The organism is Paenibacillus marchantiophytorum, from assembly GCF_014640555.1.
Lineage (GTDB): Bacteria > Bacillota > Bacilli > Paenibacillales > NBRC-103111 > Paenibacillus_E > Paenibacillus_E marchantiophytorum.
Genome location: NZ_BMHE01000006.1, coordinates 64,825 through 82,148, shown reverse-complemented (window position 1 = coordinate 82,148; position 17,324 = coordinate 64,825). Strand labels below are relative to the sequence as shown.

Genomic DNA, 17,324 nt, shown 5'->3' with positions numbered 1-17,324 from the left:
TCTTGTTGCATTCGCAAGAGGAGCAAATTAATTGTTATCCCGTCCTTTAACAATCCCTTTCTTCACTACCGCGGCTAGAGATTCCTTGGCCCATGAAGGGATCTGATCTTGATCCGCGAAGGCTACAGACACTCCATCGTCGTCTGTCCGCATGAAATGTAACACGCGTGCTACCATTACTGCCATTTCAGACCTCGTGATGAATTGATCTGGTTGGAACGTAGCCAGCGTCTACAGCAGCAGCAATGGATGCTTGAGCCCAATCAGGAATTTACTCCGAGTCCGAAAATGCAAGCGAAGTCTTGTTGTTCTGCAAATGTAAAGCCCTTACCAGCATTACGATAAATTCAGCCCTTGTTACGGAAGCATAACCGACTGTGTGATGAGAATCTCCCACTTTTAAGCGGTACGCATTCGAATCCAACCTGATTCCTGTTAAACTCCGTGTTTCTCCTTCTTGAACAACGCTAATCTTTACTCTTTTTACCAGATAAGCGTAATTAATCACAATTTCAGCGTTTCCAGGCGATAGACCTCTCACTAGACCGGTGTCACTAACTACGACTACCGAAGGATTGGACGAGCCATATTTCGCAAGTGATGTTACCTCTTTCTGACTTCCGTCAGCATAGACAGCTCTGACTACTGTTTGGTGCTCATGATTTTCCGCAAGCTTATAATCCAAGCTGTCCACTACGTGTTGGGTAACGTCGGAACCGTCCGGCGAAACCTTCACTTTCGTGATTTGATATTGGCCATCGAAAGATGCGATAATATCAGCCGTTCCGTATACGGCAGCAATAACTTCCCTGTTTGACTGACCATAGCCACTTTAGGATTAGTAGAAACATAAGAAGCTCGGTCAGTTATCGATTATTGGGTACCATTCGGGTAATTCGCCATCACGGAAGTCTTATGCATCTCGCCTAACTGCAGTGGGTAAGCATTGCTGTCCATGGTGATCGTAGCAAACCCTTTATCTGGATCTTTCGTTGTACCAAACATAAATTCGTATACTTGCAACCACGTATTTACATAGCTGCGGCTTCCACGACGGCCGGTTCATTAAACGAGCCTTTTCGGCTCATTGCGTTCTTGGAATCATCCCAGCTGCCAGATACACGCTGAAGCATCGTGTCAAACCAAATCCCTGATGGCCACCCGTCACGACCATCCATCGCAATGGGGATGATTTTTTTCTGCTTCAATTTGGAAATTACGTTGAGCATATCACTTTCGGTTTTGGGTATTTCCAGTCCATTATCAGCAAAAATCTTTTTGTTGTAGAACAAGACCCAAAAGTCGGAATTTTTCGTTAGACCATAGAGTTTGCCATTTGCCGAGAACCCATCCAAAGCAGCTGGAATGAACTGGACGTTTGCAAAGTCCTCTTTATTCAACTCCGCCAGGGCGTTATTGGCGATCAATGGCTTCATGTACCCGTCATTGCCCCAAGCAACAATGATATCCGGTAGAGTTCCTGATGCGTTATACACTTTGATCTTGTCCTGGTATTGATTGGACAACGTTTAAACCTTGATGGTTATGTTCGGATTTTCCTTTGTGTACGGATCAATGAGCTTTTGTTCAATCATGCCTTGTCCCACGAACCGATCCGGATTGTTGGAAAAGAATGTCAAGATGACCTTCTTGGCCGCTGCTTACTCGGCTGGTTTCGCACTTTCGCTATTCACACTTGGCTTGCTGCTGACCGCAGTGTCGGAACTATTCCCGCATGCGGACAATCCCGCAGCTAGGCAAACAACTGCCATAACCGTTAATAATTTCTTCAGAACCGACTGCTTATTCTTATCGTGCATCTTGTTACCCGCCTTTTTTCAATTAGCTTATTTTCTAAGCTTGAACCCATTGTAACCTTAACGCTTCCTCAGAATAAGGTGGCATTTTTCAGTTTTATTTGTCTAATTTTTAATCAATTCTTTGTTTCTGCCGGGGCAATAGCTAACGAATCACCTCTGCTAAACGCACCGAAGAGGCAGGAATTCATATTCCTACCTCAGGAGCATTACAATTATGCAAAGATTACCATCCAACCCTAATAATTAAACCTTTCGGATTGCCAATTTCCAGATAAGCGGCTTGATTGTTGACATCGTCATAAGGAAAGCCGTAGGCTAATCCGTTAATGCCGTAAGTATGCCAAAATTTTGAATAGTAATTGGCTGGAGCAGCTTGATAATAATTGCCAACAATGTTCCAATTGCTATCTGTCAATACATGTCTATTGATTGCAGCACAAGTTTGAGCATTGGTTAAAGCACCATCACATCTAAGAATTTCCTGTGTGGAATAGCTGGAATACCCAGAAAAATAATTAGAATTAGCGCCGCCTGGGGCAAAAGAACCGTGAATTGGAGCAATAACCCGGTAAGGAGCTTGAACGGTGCCTAGCGATTTAAATGAGGAAGGCATTTCATTGGCGAATTTTGTGAATAAGCCAGAACGGGTTTCAACTTCCAATTCACCAACGGTATGGTCGTAATTTCCGGCTGTATTGACTAGTCTGTGTTGAACGGGGAAGCCGAACATGTCAACCCTTGTCGTGTTTCCATGATATCCGGCTGCGTCAACTGTAAATTCGATAAAGTCAAAATATACATTCATATTCGGGTCTGCGGGGTTATTAATATCGGGTCCTGCAAATCCGCTATCATAAGTTTTGATGAAGCACTCAGAGGCTACACAAAGGTACATTCTGCCTGATGTTATTCTTGGCATACTTACCCACGATGCATCGCTAATTTTGTGATAAATGTTTGCATAGTTAACGCCATTCTTCGTTAAATGCCCGGGAGCATCATTAAGCGCCAGTGAAATAGGTTGCAAATTGCCATTTAAATCCAAATAACTCCATTTGCCATTAGTTGGATTTATGCCGAGAACACCCCAGTAAACCTGACTATCGGAATAGGCGCCATTCGTCCCATTCATGACCTTGAGCGACAACACGCCGCTTCCGGTCGGCCCCGGTATGGACGAGGCAGGTACGGAGTATATGGAAGATGATACACCTGTTGTGAAGTTCAACCAATTGATATTAAAGCCACCTGCGGAAGCGTACAGCCTCAGCGTTTGGGTACCCGCCGGCAAGTTAACGCTTGCGTTCACGGTTTGCCACTCTTGCCATCCGCCTGTATTTGGAACGTTCGTTGTCGTTAATATTTGACCCGAACCATTTTTTATTTGAAGCTGACCTGTCGTATTGATACTCGCTACTCTTAATCCTACGGTATAAATCCCTGCGTTTTGGACATTTACACTGTAATCCATCCAACTCCCTGTATTGATCCACCCTACATTCAAGCCTCCACCTTTATCGGTAGTCGGCTCTGTCTGAACGTCAAACTTAGCGCTGTAGCTTTCAGCTTCAATTTTCCCGGGAATAGCCGCTCCGCCACCTGATGCATCAGTCAAAGATTCACTGGTAAACGGATTATACCGAGCGATGGCAATGACGAGCCAGCCGGTGCTCGAAACACAGTTTTCCTGGCTCATTTTCCAATAGTTATTGTTCGAACCTTTTAACGAGTAAGGCAATCCACCAAGCAAAGTTCCGCTTGTATCTTGTTTCTTGATTAATTCATCCAAAATGGAGTTTGCTTTGGCCGTATTGCCGTTCATGAAATGCGCCGTGGACATGAATACGGAACCTTCAAACCAAATATCCGAGCATTTATTTCCGTTTGGCTGTCCGGTTGGCGTTAATGCTGCGGCACAATCGTATTCCCAATCGAAATCATATGCTGTCATCATGTTGGTGCCATCATAATCCAACGTCTGTACATATTTAGGATCTGTTGCAGTTCCTGTACCGTTAGCATTATCGACAAAAGCAAGCGACTGTTTATAATCCCTTGTTCCTGTTAAGCCCATTGAAAGGACGCCCCAAGGGTTGACATCCAATGGCACACTAGGATCAATCAGATTCGTATTGTTTTTCCATCCGCCGTTCCAACGTTTAAGCGAGTCGTTCCATACGACGTTATCCAAGAAATTTTTAACTCCTGCAGCAGCACTGTTGTAGGTCGTCGTACGGTCCGGGAACACATTTGCATAGTATTTCAACACATTGTACATGTCTTCGTTATGCTCAGTGGAAGTCCATACTTCATCCGTCCATGTATTAGGAACATCCCATTGCGTCCTGCCTCCTGAAATACCGCCATTTGCTTTCTGGAATGTTACCGCCCAATCCAGTGCTTTCTTGGCATTAGGCTGGAAACGGTTATCCCCATATTTCTTCTCGTAGGTCATATAAGCCATAACCATCCAAGCCACCGGACCCACATGTTTGCGGATTTCTTCACCGTAACCGTTGTTCCACCAGTAAGAGTTAATCCAGGATCCATCTGCATCTTGAAATTGAGACATTTTGGTTAAAACTTTTTCCGCTCTGACGCGATCCCCCTTGAGCATGAACGCAATCGCCGCCACACCCTGATCATAGGTGTAAGCAATTTGTTTACGATTCGTCGCATCCCACCAATCGTCAAAACTATCCACCATACCATCGCCTGCCATACCTATCGTTAAATCCTGCTGCGCTTTTAACCACGTATAAGCCCGATCAGAAGCCAATGCATAATCTGCCGCTGCGCTTACTCTTGCCAAAGGAACTATCACTTGGATGAGCATCATAATAGCCAAAAACATAACTGAGATGCGTTTAAATCTCTTTTTAATAAACATAAACACGCTCCTTATCAAGATAAATACAGTGCGCTTGCCTTAGCGTACCTCCATTTACTGAGAGCTTGATTTATTACAGAAAATCGGTTTATAACAAATACCTCACCCCCATTCAGAATGCCCAATTATGATCGTTGACCTAAGGTTTTTCTAGTAAACTGATTTGATCCAAGTAAACTTGACTGTTCTTACTTCCGATACAAAACGTATCATAACATTCATGACAGGTTCCCCTCCTATTTCAGGGTCCTTAGAAGTTATCATTTTCATCATGAAAGTCCTTTTTCATTCAAAACGGATGATGGAAATAGAGAAGCTGGCTGCACCTCCACCATGTAGATTTCTTTGAGCAATTATTTTCATATCACTACTCATTGTAGGTGGTATCTATTTACATTGTAAGGGTGCAAATTTCAGCTTTGGTTTCCATTTTCTAAAAGCGGAAGGTTTCCCAAGCCGTACCAAAGCCGTGGTTTTGCTGATACACCTTCTCATTATGACCAGATTTTAAAAATGCAAGAGGCCAACTGGCCAACCTCCGATGTTTCACATCGGCTGCTGATCCTGTTGCCCTTGCCTCTTGCTTAGTTGTCAAACTTCTCTTACTTAATACCTTTTTCGTCGTAGTACGCCACAGCTTGTTTCTTAACATAATCGAGAACTTTATCGATGCCTGCTGCTTTCAGCTTCTCCTGGTAAGTCTTGATGGCCTGATCGACGTTCGGTACCAAACCCATCATAAGCGGCTTGCCGTATTGCTCAATGACTTGATTTACAGCCGCATACTCCGTTTTCACAGAATCGTAATCCATGGATATAGGCGAGAAAATATCCGGTTTGCTCATCTTCGAGAATTCATCGTTCAGCTTATCCAAACCGTCCCAACCGCCAGCGACCGCTTTCATTAACGGCTTGTTTCTCCATCCCCAATCGGCGATGGTGTAAGCTTGAACCTTCGACGCATCCTGCGTTTTGGAAGGCGTAACGATGTTTTTGCCGTCGTTAATCAAATCATAGTGATAACCTTCGAGGCCGTATGTGATTAGATTGTAATACTTCGCATCGGTTCTAATTTTCTCTAGCACCATGAGCGAACGCTCAGGGTTGGCTGCACTTTTTGGAATGGCCATCCCATTAGAAATAGCCATTGTCGGCATCGCAAAGCCTTGCATACGCGTGTACGGGAAGTAGCCAAGTTGCAGCTTCGGATCGTTCTTTTGAAGTTCAGTGATCAATCCCGCTGCTCCCGGAGGGTTGCGCCAGTAGACAGCACCCTTGCCCGTCTTTATCAAGTCCCCCGCTTCCTGCTTGGAAGACAACGTGTTCTTCGACCAGTAGCCTTTATCCGCCCATTCCTTCATTTTCTTAACCCATGCCTCATATTCCGGAGTGAATGGGTAAGCGACAATATCTCTAGGGCTGTTATAGCTCTTGGCTACGACAACGCTTTGCGTATCTCCGCCGATTGTTTGGTAGCCGTTAACTGCTGAGAACAAGGTGCTGACTTCATTCAATGCGTTTCCGTTGATGGGGATAACGCCTTGCTTGTTTTTCTTAATACCATCCAAATAAGCTTCAATAGAAGCAATATCCTTGATTTCAGGCAGATTCAGCTCTTTTCTCCAGTCCTCACGATACAAGATACCGTTTGGTGTATACTCGGGGTTCGTGTTCGGAATGGCATAGATTTTACCGCCGATGGTGGCGTCGCTCCAGTCCTGCGCCGAAACTTGCTTTTGCACCTGAGGGGCATACTTCGGAATCAAAGCGGTCAAATCCATGAATGCACCCTGCTTGGCATACTTAAAGTAACCTGCCCAAGAAGAAGCGAAGATCATATCAATTTTCTCACCGGCTGTCAGCAGCAGGTTGTACTTCGTTTGCCAATCGTTCCAAGTGGTGAAGTTCAACTTAACGGTTGCGTTCAAATCCTTCTTCAGCATCTTATTGAACTCTTCCATAACCTTAGGCGTATCCTTATTAGCATCGCCTACCAAATACCAAACAAGCTCAACCGATTTTGACGTATCCGGTGTCAACAATGCAGGCGCTGCCGTTTGGTTACCTTCTGTCTTTGCAGATGCCGATGGTTCCGGCTTTGTTCCGCTAGAGCTGCTGCAACCCGTTAACGTAGCTGTTGCCAGTATAACACCAGCTAGAATAGTTCCGATCTTTCTTTTCATATGAGACTCCTCCTTAGACGTTTAAACGTTTTCTATGTTAGCCGTATATAACCGGTTCTAACCTTTGACTGCGCCGATGGTCAATCCTTTCACGAAATACTTCTGCACGAAGGGATACAAGAAGACAATCGGCCCTGTAACAACAACCGCGACTGCCATTTTCAGCGTTTCGGCAGGAGCTTTGAAATTGACGGCCGACAAATTTGCGGCGATGTCCGTATGCAGTACGGCGGCATTCGCGAGAATCTTATACAAGAAGAACTGCAGCGGAAATTTGCTTTCCGTTGTCATGAAGATGTTGGCGGTAAACCAGTCGTTCCAATAACTAAGCGCAAGAAACAGTCCGATCGTGGCAAGCCCAGGTGTAGATAAAGGTAGGATCAAGCGGCTATAAATCGTAAAATCGTTCGCGCCATCGATACGGGCTGACTCCACGATGGAATCCGGAATTGATTTCATAAAATTCTTCATAAGAATGATATTCCAAGCGCTCATCAGCACGGGAATCAGCATTGCCAAGTAACTATCCTTCCAATCAAGATACTTCACGATGAGAATGTACCATGGGATCAGGCCCCCACTGAACAGCGTTGTAAAGTATATGAAGAATGCAACTGAGCCTCGATATTTGAAATCTTTGCGGGAAAGTACGTAACCCGCCATGGACGTAAGAAACAAGCCAAAGAGTGATCCCGTGAAGGTGAGGCAAATTGTCACCCAATAGGCCCGGAAAATTTGTTCTGGGTTAGTGAAGACAGCCTTATAAGCATCAATAGACAGCTCGTTTGGCCACAGCTTAAACCCTTCCCCGATGATTTCATTTTCTGACGTAAACGAACCCGAAATAATTAACCAAAACGGCAGCAAGCAGAGCACGGTCAGGAGCGCTACAGTTCCGTAAGCGATAACCATAAAAACGATCGTCGCCGAGTCTTTTTTGCGTCTCACGAGTGGTCCCTCCTCAGAGTTTTGCTTTAGCAAAACTAGCTTCGTAAGCATTTCCTTAGAACAATGCGTAATCTTCGCGGACCTTTTTCACAATAAAGTTAACAGTCATCACTAATAGGAAGCCGAAGAGCGATTGGTACAAGCCTGCAGCCGTTCCCATCCCAATGTCGAAATTGACCGCCAACGCCCGATACACATAGGTATCGATAATATCTGTCGCATCATAGAGCATACCGTTGTTGCCTATGATCTGATAGAACAGGTCGAATTGCCCTTTGAGAATACCCCCGAGGCTGAACATGACGAGCAAAATAAAGGTAGGTATCAAAAGTGGAATCGTGATGTGACGAATTTGCTGAAAGATATTAGCTCCATCAATTTCCGCCGCTTCGTAATATTCATCGCTGATGCTCATGATCGCAGCCAAATAAATGACCGTTCCATAGCCAAGCCCTTTCCAGATTTGAAAGAAGGCAATGATGTACTTCCAAGGCTCCGTATTTAAATAGAAGTCATACGGCTGCGCCCCTAGCTGCTTCAACAATGTGTTGATGACACCCGTATCGGAGTTGAACAAGTTGAATACGAAAGCGCCTACAAGAACCCAGGAGATAAAAAACGGTAAAAACATAATGGATTGCGTTGCCTTCTTGAAATATTTGTTGGCAATCTGGCTTAAGAAAATGGCACAAACCAACTGCAGGAAGTTACCGATAAAAATAAAGGACAAATTGTACATGACCGTATTTTTCGTCAAGTTCCAAAGCGTACCCGATTGAAATAGAAACTTAAAGTTCATCATGCCGATGAATTCACTGCCAAAAATGCCTCCATCGAAGCTGAACTTGGTGAAGGCCAGATAAATGCCAGCCATGGGAATATAGCTGAACACGATGAAAAAAAGGATCGCGGGAGCTACCATTAGAAACATAATTTTGTTCTTGGACAATTCCGTCCAGAAGCCTCTTAAAGCCGTCATCGCTTACTCACCTCCTTGCTGCTTGGATTGTCTTTGTTGCTTGCAAAGCCAATCTTAGGCTTTTTTCCAAGGAGTGAGCAACTATACATTTGCGATCATTATCATTTTTTGCTTCATTGCGAATGGATTTTACCCGTACAGATTCACTTTTTACGTTGTTTAGGGGCTCAACTGATATCTAGAGCCCTTTCATCTTGCAGCCTTCCGTTTTTACGGAACTCTGCCGGGCTAACGCCGTTGATCTTCTTGAAGGCTTTGTAGAAATATGGACTGTTTGAGAAGCCTGTTTTTTCCGCGATATCCCCAATGGGAAGTTCGGTGGTAAGCAAAAGCTCTCTCGCTTTATCCATTCTTACTTCAATAATGTAGTTCAAAATCGTATTTAAGGTAATTTTTTTAAACAAACGGCCGATATACGTTGCGGACAAGCCCATCTCCTCCGCAATTCCGTCCAGGGAAAGCTCCTGAATCATAAATTTCTGCTGCACAATCGCGATGATTTTGCCCACCACCTCGTCGTGCTTTGTATTTTTCTTATCCTCTAGGCTAGCGGATACTTGCTCGAATACCTCGAAGAATGGACGGTACATATCATTGACCAGCTCCGCATCATTTAGACCAGCAAGAAGGGCATTGATATTTAAATCCCAGGAGATATCGTTATTCTTTTGAATGGTGGAAACTGCGTTGTTCACAGCAAAGGCCAAATGCGACACAGCCAGATGATACGACATGTAAGGATAAGCGGCCGTTTCTTCGACGACCTCTCGGAATATGCGTTTCGCATCAACAATCCGACCCAGCATCAGTTCTTCGATCAGCTGCTTCTCCTTCGAGATCGGGTAAACATAGGACTTAGCCTTGAGCGATTCGATTTGCTCCGCGTAAATTAGACAGCCGTGACCAAAGAATAGTCGATGGAACAATGCTTCTGTTGCCTGAGTGTACAAGCGGCTAACACTTCGAGCATCATCACCTCTCGTACTCACCGCGATGGATACGGATACTTTAATGTAATCTGACACGGAGGATTGAATTTGACGCCATAGACTCTCTGGCAGGATAGGGTGACTATCAGAAGCTGCTTCCCAACCGTTAAGCAGAATCGCAATACGGTCATGTCCCATATCTACGGAAAAGGAACGGCAGAATGGATTCAGCAGTTCTTGAGCGATATTCATGATCCCAATTTTTAACAGGCTTCTGTCACTGGCACTGTATCGCTCAACCAGTTCCCCGTAACCATCGATCTTCAGCACAGTTACGACACAATTTTCATTCGCGTCCAATTTAATTTCACACAACTTAAACTTCTCGTTTAAGCCGTTTGGATTAGCACATCCCGAGCCTAATAGCAAATTGCGAACCAGATCTTGCCGAAGAGCCATGAAGTGATTTCTTCGTTCCGTCTCCAAAATCATCAGCTTCATTAGCTTGCGATTTACATTCAAAGACAATTTACGCGTGATCAGGTAGGATGTCAGAAGCCCGAGCAATAAAATAGCAATTGCTATCACGATGGTATAAATCCTCACATGATTGATACCTTTCGTTATGACGCTGTAAGGTGCAATTCGGATATAACGCCAGCCCAGAACGTCGGGAGCTGTATAAGTTACCAAAGATTTAACCCCTTCCGCCTCAGACAGGAAATATCCTTCGGATTCACCGCTTTCGAGCACCTCTTGTATGTATGATTTATTTGACAGATCGGTAAGCATCGCATTCTTCCAGCTGTTCGTAATGAGAACTCCACGGTCGTCGATGATAAAAGTATTTTTGTCTGAATTCGCGATCATGCCGTCTATGTTTTTGTGCATCTGCGTTTCGGATATATTGACGATAATGACGTTCTTTTCATTTTTATGGGAAAGGGTGTCGTACAACAGGAAGGTATAACAATCCCGTTCTTTCTCTTGATTGTTTAACATAAGGCTCTCAAACGGAATTTTACGCGGGATTGGCATCAACGCCTTGTAATCCGAAATATGCTTAACCATTTGTACAGCTGTCGTATCGTAAAACTCATTCCCCTTCCAGATTGAATTGGTACTGATGTCGGCACTCGTATAAAATGTATCCGTCTGGTAGTTGTAAATATAGATGGAATCGATGAAAAGGGAAGTGGCCCTATAGGAGTTCAGCTGAGCCATCGCCGCACTTGTATCGAGAGGGTCTACCGATGAGAAGTAAAGTAATTTGGATATATTCATGTCGTTATACATTTGTTTGGCAAACGTGCGGGCGTTAACCGCCATAATGGAAGCCTCTTGGCTTGTTTGCGCTAGATTGGTCAATGTGGAGCTGTACGTCTGCTTTAGGGAGATATCTTCGAAATAAAAATGAAGAACTCCCGAAAGCACCACAATTGTTAAAGCAATGGTCAAAGTAAAAGACTGGAAAATAGTAGCGAAGAATTTAACGCCGGAATCGGACGCCTTTACTTTCAACATCAACACTCCATTCCATGAAATCGATTTCATTTTATTATAGTGTAGCATGAAATCGTAGTCAATTTGTTTTACATCTTAGTAGTAAGTTCTATTTTCAGATAATCTTCCGTAATCCTTATGAGTTTCATCTAACCTTTCTTTGGATGAATTACTATATTGAAATCGTTTTCATTCTAACTTATACTTGATGTAGCCGATCACATGATCTGTTTAATTTGAATAGAAGGTTGATACTCATGGATATGAAAATCAAAATTGTCGACGTCGCCACCAAAGCAGGAGTTGCTCCCGCTACGGTTTCACGCGTTCTCAATGACAGCAGCAAGGTTACCCCTAAAACAAAAGCAAAAGTCATGAAAATTATTAATGAGCTCGGTTATCAACCCAATGCCGCTGCAAAAAATCTTCGTTCGCAAAAAACAATGACAATAGGAGTTGTTGTCCCTGATATTAGCAACTCCTACTTTTCTGAAGTCATTAAGGGTATTGGGAACATCGCATATTCCAAAAAGTATAAAGTGGTGATATGTGATACCGAAAATAATGCAGAAAAAGAACTAGAATTCTTGAATTTGTTAACTACTCGTACAATCGACGGTGTCATCATGGTTGCACCCATGCTTTCTAACGAAATCATCTTAAATTTTGCAGATCATGAGTATTCTATTGGCATTGTAGGAAGGCAGATTGATCATGAACGAATCCCATGCATACTCACCGATAATGTGAAATTTTCAATGCAGGTTATAAGCCATCTAGTGGGACTTGGCCATCGAGAGATCGCAATCATTAACGGCTCTTCCCACGCTGTTGACAGTTCTAATCGTTTAGAAGGTTATTTGAAAGCTTTAAAAGAGCATCAAATTCCGTTTCATCCCGAATTAATTGAAAACGGCGACTTTAATGAAACGGGTGGATATGAAGCTTTCAAGCGACTACTGGCTAAAAAGATACGCTTTAGTGCCGTTTACTCAGCCAATGACGAGATGGCTCTTGGCGTATATCGGGCATGTTCGGAGCACGGTATTCAAATCCCGATGCAACTAGCTGTAGTCGGGGTAGATAATAATCGAATTAGTAAATATTTGAATCCTCCATTAAGCACAGTGAATCAGCCGAAATACACGATGGGTGCGCTACTTGTCGAGAAACTAATCGACATGATGAATGAGAATGAAGATGCGGAGAATCGCATTTTAAAAGTGGAATCTGAACTGCTGATCCGAGGCTCCTCCGACTATAAAATAAAAGGGCGGGAATGAAGCCCGGCTGCTGTATATAGAAAGACGGGGTGTGGTGCAAAGCTCTAATTCATGATAACCTAACTGATAATGTAGTCATGAGATAGAGCAACTTACGATGGAAACCAAATCGGATTTTTTTAAAGGGAAGCATTGATAAGAGACCTGAAAGTCAAAAAAAGGACATGACTTTTTTAAGAGGTCATGTCTCTTCGTTTTTTATGCTTACTTTGCCCCTCGTGACAGCTTCACTGGTACTACCCCATCAAGTGAAAACAAACATCAAGCGGAATATTAGACTTCAATCATAGAGCAAACCCTCCAAATTTAATTTATTATTTTTGAGCTGCATATATTGTAGAATTAGCTGATCTAATTCCTCTGACTTTACAAGTAGTTGCTCATATGATGCGTTTAAATCGTTCATTTCGGCCCTTAATTGTTCAATCCTCATAGATATTTCCCTTGTCAATTTGCTGCACTAATTACAAATTCGGCACTCCACATGCCTGGTTCAACTACTGCATATTCCGCAGAGCCCGTTTGATTTTCAACATTTATACTGACACCTTGAAATCTGCATGTGATTTTCTTATATCCATTTTCGTCATCTACAAGAGTCCAATCCTTGCTCCACCAACCTGGTTGAACAGTTGTACTCTCGACATAGCCCAATTGATTTTCTATAGCCATATACTTACCAGTTGCCTTGTTTTTAAGCTGTGTATATCCTCCACTTGTCTCCAATGACCACTTGTAGTAATCGGTACTTGCTGTCGCACCATAATTAACCTTACCACTACCATTGTCATTCAAGTAATTGCCCTTCCACCTATCTTTGATTGTGTAATACATTGTAGCAGAAGTAGTATCAACTACAGTTACAGCCAACACTGGGTCAACACCTGCACTAAAGTCAAATGTAAGGTTTGTTGTTCCCACTGCCTGATTCGCAAGATATTTCTTTAGTATCGTTACATTTGTTCCTATGACTGTGTAATCAGTCCCCTGTATTAAAGAAGTAGATCCATTCTTGATTCCACTAAAGCTATTGTTGTTGAGTGTCATTGAAACTCCAATATCAGCCTGCTTGGCAACTTTTTTATCAAATGTTGCTGTCGTTGGAGTTATGATGGAGTTGTTCGGTGTGCCACCATCATGGCCATAAACCTCAAATTCACTTAACCCGATATTTATTCCTGTTGCCGTGTTTACTGTAAGTTTAACCCAGGTTACAGTTTTTTCTGCGAAGGTTATAGTCTTGGAGTAACCATTGTTTGGAAGAGCCCCAGTAGTAATTGAACTGCCATCACTAAATGTTAATGTCGCCCCTGTAATATTTTCATTGCTATTTGGTCGATCATAAAGCTTAACACTTGTAATCTTTTGGCTTCCACTCCAAGCTAAATTGATCCATGCACCAGTTGTCTGGCTTACTGTAGCCCACTCTTTATCAGGAAGCCTTGGATTCCCATCTAATATACCATCAATAGCTTTTATTCCCAATTGCCCAGCTGCTGTATTTTGGGATGAGACTGTTACCGTTGCCAAAGGTGCAATATTGGAGAAATCCTTTAGCCAGAACACTTCATCACTTTTTATAAACCCATACATATAGTCAGCATCACCCAACTGTGTTGCATACTTCGAAATAGTATTAAATTTTTTGTTACCGACATTTCTTGGAACAACCATCATATCTGTAGGAACACTTACAGATTCACGAGCCGTCCAATCAAGCTGTGAAGTTGAGTCCAATGTGGTTGGTTTAGAAAATGGGACCATCGGCGCATTTGACGTTATTGGCTCGTGTGAAGGCCAAAAAACTTCACCATCATTTGAATGAATTATTGCCTCATGCATCTTTGGTGCATAAGAAGGATCATTCTGCTTAAGTTGTCTTATTGCCTCCAAAGTGAAATAATTCAGGGTATTGTGGTCTGGATGACTGTCATACATAGAGGTTATATATATATCATCCGGGCGGTAATCATTAATCATGGTCATCAAATCATTTTTAAAATTATTTCGTGTATAGCTTGCATGGGTTCCGAATTTTTGATAATGATAATCAAGATTTTCAGGAGTCCCATATGTGACTGTTCCTTCATGTGATGTTATTACTGCATCAGCATTTGTTGCATTGTATAATGACCACAATTGATCATCTCCATATCCCAGCACCGTAATATTGCTTTGTGGTACTCCTAAATAAGTAACTGCGGCAACAGACTCACGAATTCGTGTTTGACCAACTGTCATATCACCAAGTGAAGCAGCATAATCACCATTTGTTGCAATGCCTACCTTTACAGTTTTTCCATCGGTAATTCCCTTTTCCATTATTCCAGATGCCATTAATGCTTCATCATCCGGATGCGGTGCCAAGATTAGGATTTTACCTGTTTGTGCTGGCAAGCCTGGAGTTATTACCCAAGCCTTTACTTCACCTGCAGCTAAAGTAACACTCTTATTTGTTAGTGAGTTTGTGGAACTTGTAAAAGAACCTATTTTCCCAGTTGGTCCAAGTTCATCAACATTTAAGCTAGTGCTGTTCATGCCATATTGTGATAAAGCCATATTAACCATTACTGTTTTAGAGGCATTAGATACGTTTGTTAATAAAACAACTACCTTATTATCCTGCGGAAGCATCCAAACACCATTTTCTACTACATTAGTAGTAATATCAGGGCCTGTTACAGTAGAATTTCCGCTCAATACCAAGGGTCTACCCATTTGTCCAGCATATATAGAACGGTTTATCTGGGCTCTGACCTTTGCAGTATTTCTAAGATAGCTTGCCTTGCTTGGATAATTTATTATATCTGCATCGGACCATCCAAGCTGTTCGCCCCATACAAAGGCTCTGCCATTTTTTTGCCTCCATTGCAGGTCAGATTCATTATTGTCATAATAACGTCCCATAAGCTGAGTTGCATCTGCCAAGACCGCATGTAAAGCAGGTACACCATCCAATCCCGTATCAGAATTTATATATGCCAACATTGCATCAAACATTTTTGCAGAGGAATCAGCAGGCCCTTCAGTAACAAGTATAGTCCCTGCTGGTTTATTACTTCTGATATTCGTATTGTACATTGTTTCATAACCCTTCTGCCAATAATCGCCGCCACCCAAAGTATGTCCATGAGATGCATCATAGTCAGGAGCAGGCGCAGAATAACCTACCATGTCCTGATAAACGCCATTAACATGATATGCATTCAACAACTCATTAGTGAAATATTTCACCTTGTTCTGCCACATCGTTTGGCTTGGATCCATGGTTGCTAAATATTCATTAGGTTGATCATCATTTTCAGTATAAAGAGCCCCAGATGGATCTTTAGCTGCCGCAGCTCTTGCTCCCTCTGAATCAAAGGAAGGTATGGTAGATGACCATAAACGCCCGTTGGTGTATGGCACAACATAAATATTATTATTTTGCTGTGCTACAACATTTTCAGCAAACCCATCTTTTGCAGGGAAATATTCTGGAAAATGCCCATCCATCAAGATTTCATGCCATCTGTACCAATGATTCCCAACAGGCATACCCATGTATTGTTGAAAAGCCTCTGCAAGAGTTGTGGTAACCGATGGTTTTTCTCCGTTGCTGTTCTCTGTTTTGGTCCAAACATTCAATTTTTTTAGCCAATCTGGAGTATCTGTACGCCCATTATTATCTATTGTAGGCCACCAACTAGCATTGTCTTTCGCCCAATTTCTGTAAATCATCGCAGCATCATACCAGCTAGGGGTTAATTGCATTAGTGCACTCGCGGTGGTATTAAAGTCGTTTCCTACTTTCGTATCATCAGGTGCCAAAATCTCCATACCCATTTTAACAACTGAATTTGCTGAGTCTCCCCATATATTAGGATATATGATCTGAGCTTCGTTGGCATGCCAACCCAGATAAAGTCCAGTTTGTCCGTTGTATGCAGCAACATAAGGCATTGTACTAACGGTGCTAGGATAAGGGAATGAATAGCCGCTACCTGAGCTCCAAAGGTCATTTACAGTTCCTGATGCATAGGGATAAAAAGCTTGTCGTCCTGCTCCTAAGTCGCGAACCGGAATGTTAGGAAACTCTATGGTATGAACATATTTTGTTGTGGAAGTATTATTTATGGCAATACTCCATTTGATAGCATCAGCCGTGCTTTTATCTGCTTTTACGGTAACAGTAATACCTGATGCATTTGAGTTGCCAGAGAATACAAAGGTATATACGTTGCCGGTCAAATCTTCCGTAACACTAGTCCATCCCTCTTTAGAATTTATTGAAGCACCGTTCAATCTTATTGTGAAAAGTGGTTCATCAACTGCTGTAGACAATAAGTCTTGTGCTTTTGATGAATCATAGATTCTTGTAAGATTAAGTCCAGAATTTGTGAAAGATACTCCGACTTGGAGATTACCCGATACCATGGTTAAAGGTGATGTTACAGCGGCAGCTTGTACCAAGCTTTTGGGTCCTACACTAAAAATCATTGAAAATACAAGTGTTACAATCAATAGATGTAAAAGAAACTTAGATCTTTTTTTCATACTAAATTACCTCCTAAATTTTTTAAAGTGTCCTGTACAGTATCTGGTTAGCTCAGGATAAGTTATAGTTGTAGTTAAAAGACAGGACTGATGTAAGCGATTGCAATACATCTTTGAATTTAGATCTGTTAAATCGGAAATTGTTTGCATTCATACATCTATAATATTCGTGTTGTGATAATGCAACAATCATCCTGTTGGCACTTCGGACATTGAACCCCCTCCTTTCATTTTCATATCGTTAAGGTGTTTA

The 17,324-nt window shown here is 42.5% G+C and carries 13 protein-coding genes; 1 reads left to right on the top strand and 12 read right to left on the bottom strand.

The window, feature by feature from the left end:
• Positions 1-27: 27 nt before the first annotated feature.
• From IEY34_RS08515 to IEY34_RS08475, 10 genes are all read right to left on the bottom strand, one after another.
• A complete protein-coding gene (locus tag IEY34_RS08515; RefSeq protein WP_189010561.1) occupies positions 28-228 on the bottom strand; it encodes an S-layer homology domain-containing protein in 201 nt (66 codons plus the stop codon).
• Between the two features lie 43 nt (positions 229-271).
• Positions 272-685: an Ig-like domain-containing protein gene (locus IEY34_RS08510; RefSeq protein ID WP_189010278.1), complete on the bottom strand. Its 414-nt coding sequence runs from the start codon at positions 683-685 to the stop codon at positions 272-274.
• A gap of 188 nt (positions 686-873) precedes the next feature.
• Positions 874-1,005 (bottom strand): hypothetical protein, encoded by a 132-nt coding sequence (locus IEY34_RS37260; protein WP_268240113.1) that lies wholly within the window; start codon positions 1,003-1,005, stop codon positions 874-876.
• A gap of 26 nt (positions 1,006-1,031) precedes the next feature.
• On the bottom strand, positions 1,032-1,526 hold the full coding sequence (locus IEY34_RS08505) for an ABC transporter substrate-binding protein (protein WP_189010276.1): 495 nt from the start codon (positions 1,524-1,526) through the stop codon (positions 1,032-1,034).
• Between the two features lie 135 nt (positions 1,527-1,661).
• On the bottom strand, positions 1,662-1,820 hold the full coding sequence (locus IEY34_RS08500) for a hypothetical protein (RefSeq protein WP_189010274.1): 159 nt from the start codon (positions 1,818-1,820) through the stop codon (positions 1,662-1,664).
• 223 nt (positions 1,821-2,043) lie between these two features.
• Positions 2,044-4,710, bottom strand: a complete 2,667-nt coding sequence (locus IEY34_RS37495; RefSeq protein ID WP_308422992.1) for a beta-1,3-glucanase family protein — start codon at positions 4,708-4,710, stop codon at positions 2,044-2,046.
• Positions 4,711-5,312: 602 nt separating this feature from the next.
• Entirely contained in the window at positions 5,313-6,893 is a 1,581-nt protein-coding gene (locus tag IEY34_RS08490; RefSeq protein ID WP_189010272.1) for an extracellular solute-binding protein, read from the bottom strand.
• A 57-nt stretch (positions 6,894-6,950) separates the two neighbouring features.
• Positions 6,951-7,841 carry a carbohydrate ABC transporter permease gene (locus IEY34_RS08485; RefSeq protein ID WP_189010266.1) on the bottom strand — a complete coding sequence of 297 codons (891 nt, stop codon included), beginning with the start codon at positions 7,839-7,841 and terminating at the stop codon, positions 6,951-6,953.
• Between the two features lie 55 nt (positions 7,842-7,896).
• A complete protein-coding gene (locus tag IEY34_RS08480; protein WP_189010265.1) occupies positions 7,897-8,820 on the bottom strand; it encodes an ABC transporter permease in 924 nt (307 codons plus the stop codon).
• Between the two features lie 167 nt (positions 8,821-8,987).
• A complete protein-coding gene (locus IEY34_RS08475; RefSeq protein WP_189010263.1) occupies positions 8,988-11,273 on the bottom strand; it encodes a helix-turn-helix domain-containing protein in 2,286 nt (761 codons plus the stop codon).
• 242 nt (positions 11,274-11,515) lie between these two features.
• Between IEY34_RS08475 and IEY34_RS08470 the strand changes: the two genes are divergently transcribed.
• A complete protein-coding gene (locus IEY34_RS08470) occupies positions 11,516-12,535 on the top strand; it encodes a LacI family DNA-binding transcriptional regulator (RefSeq protein WP_189010557.1) in 1,020 nt (339 codons plus the stop codon).
• A 280-nt stretch (positions 12,536-12,815) separates the two neighbouring features.
• Here the strand turns inward: IEY34_RS08470 and IEY34_RS37730 are convergent, their stop codons facing one another.
• Positions 12,816-12,968: a Spo0E family sporulation regulatory protein-aspartic acid phosphatase gene (locus IEY34_RS37730; RefSeq protein WP_189010251.1), complete on the bottom strand. Its 153-nt coding sequence runs from the start codon at positions 12,966-12,968 to the stop codon at positions 12,816-12,818.
• Between the two features lie 14 nt (positions 12,969-12,982).
• The gene (locus IEY34_RS36625; protein ID WP_229757529.1) at positions 12,983-17,071 is read right to left on the bottom strand and encodes a DUF6259 domain-containing protein; all 4,089 of its coding nucleotides are present in this window, start codon (positions 17,069-17,071) and stop codon (positions 12,983-12,985) included.
• Between the last annotated feature and the right edge of the window lie 253 nt (positions 17,072-17,324).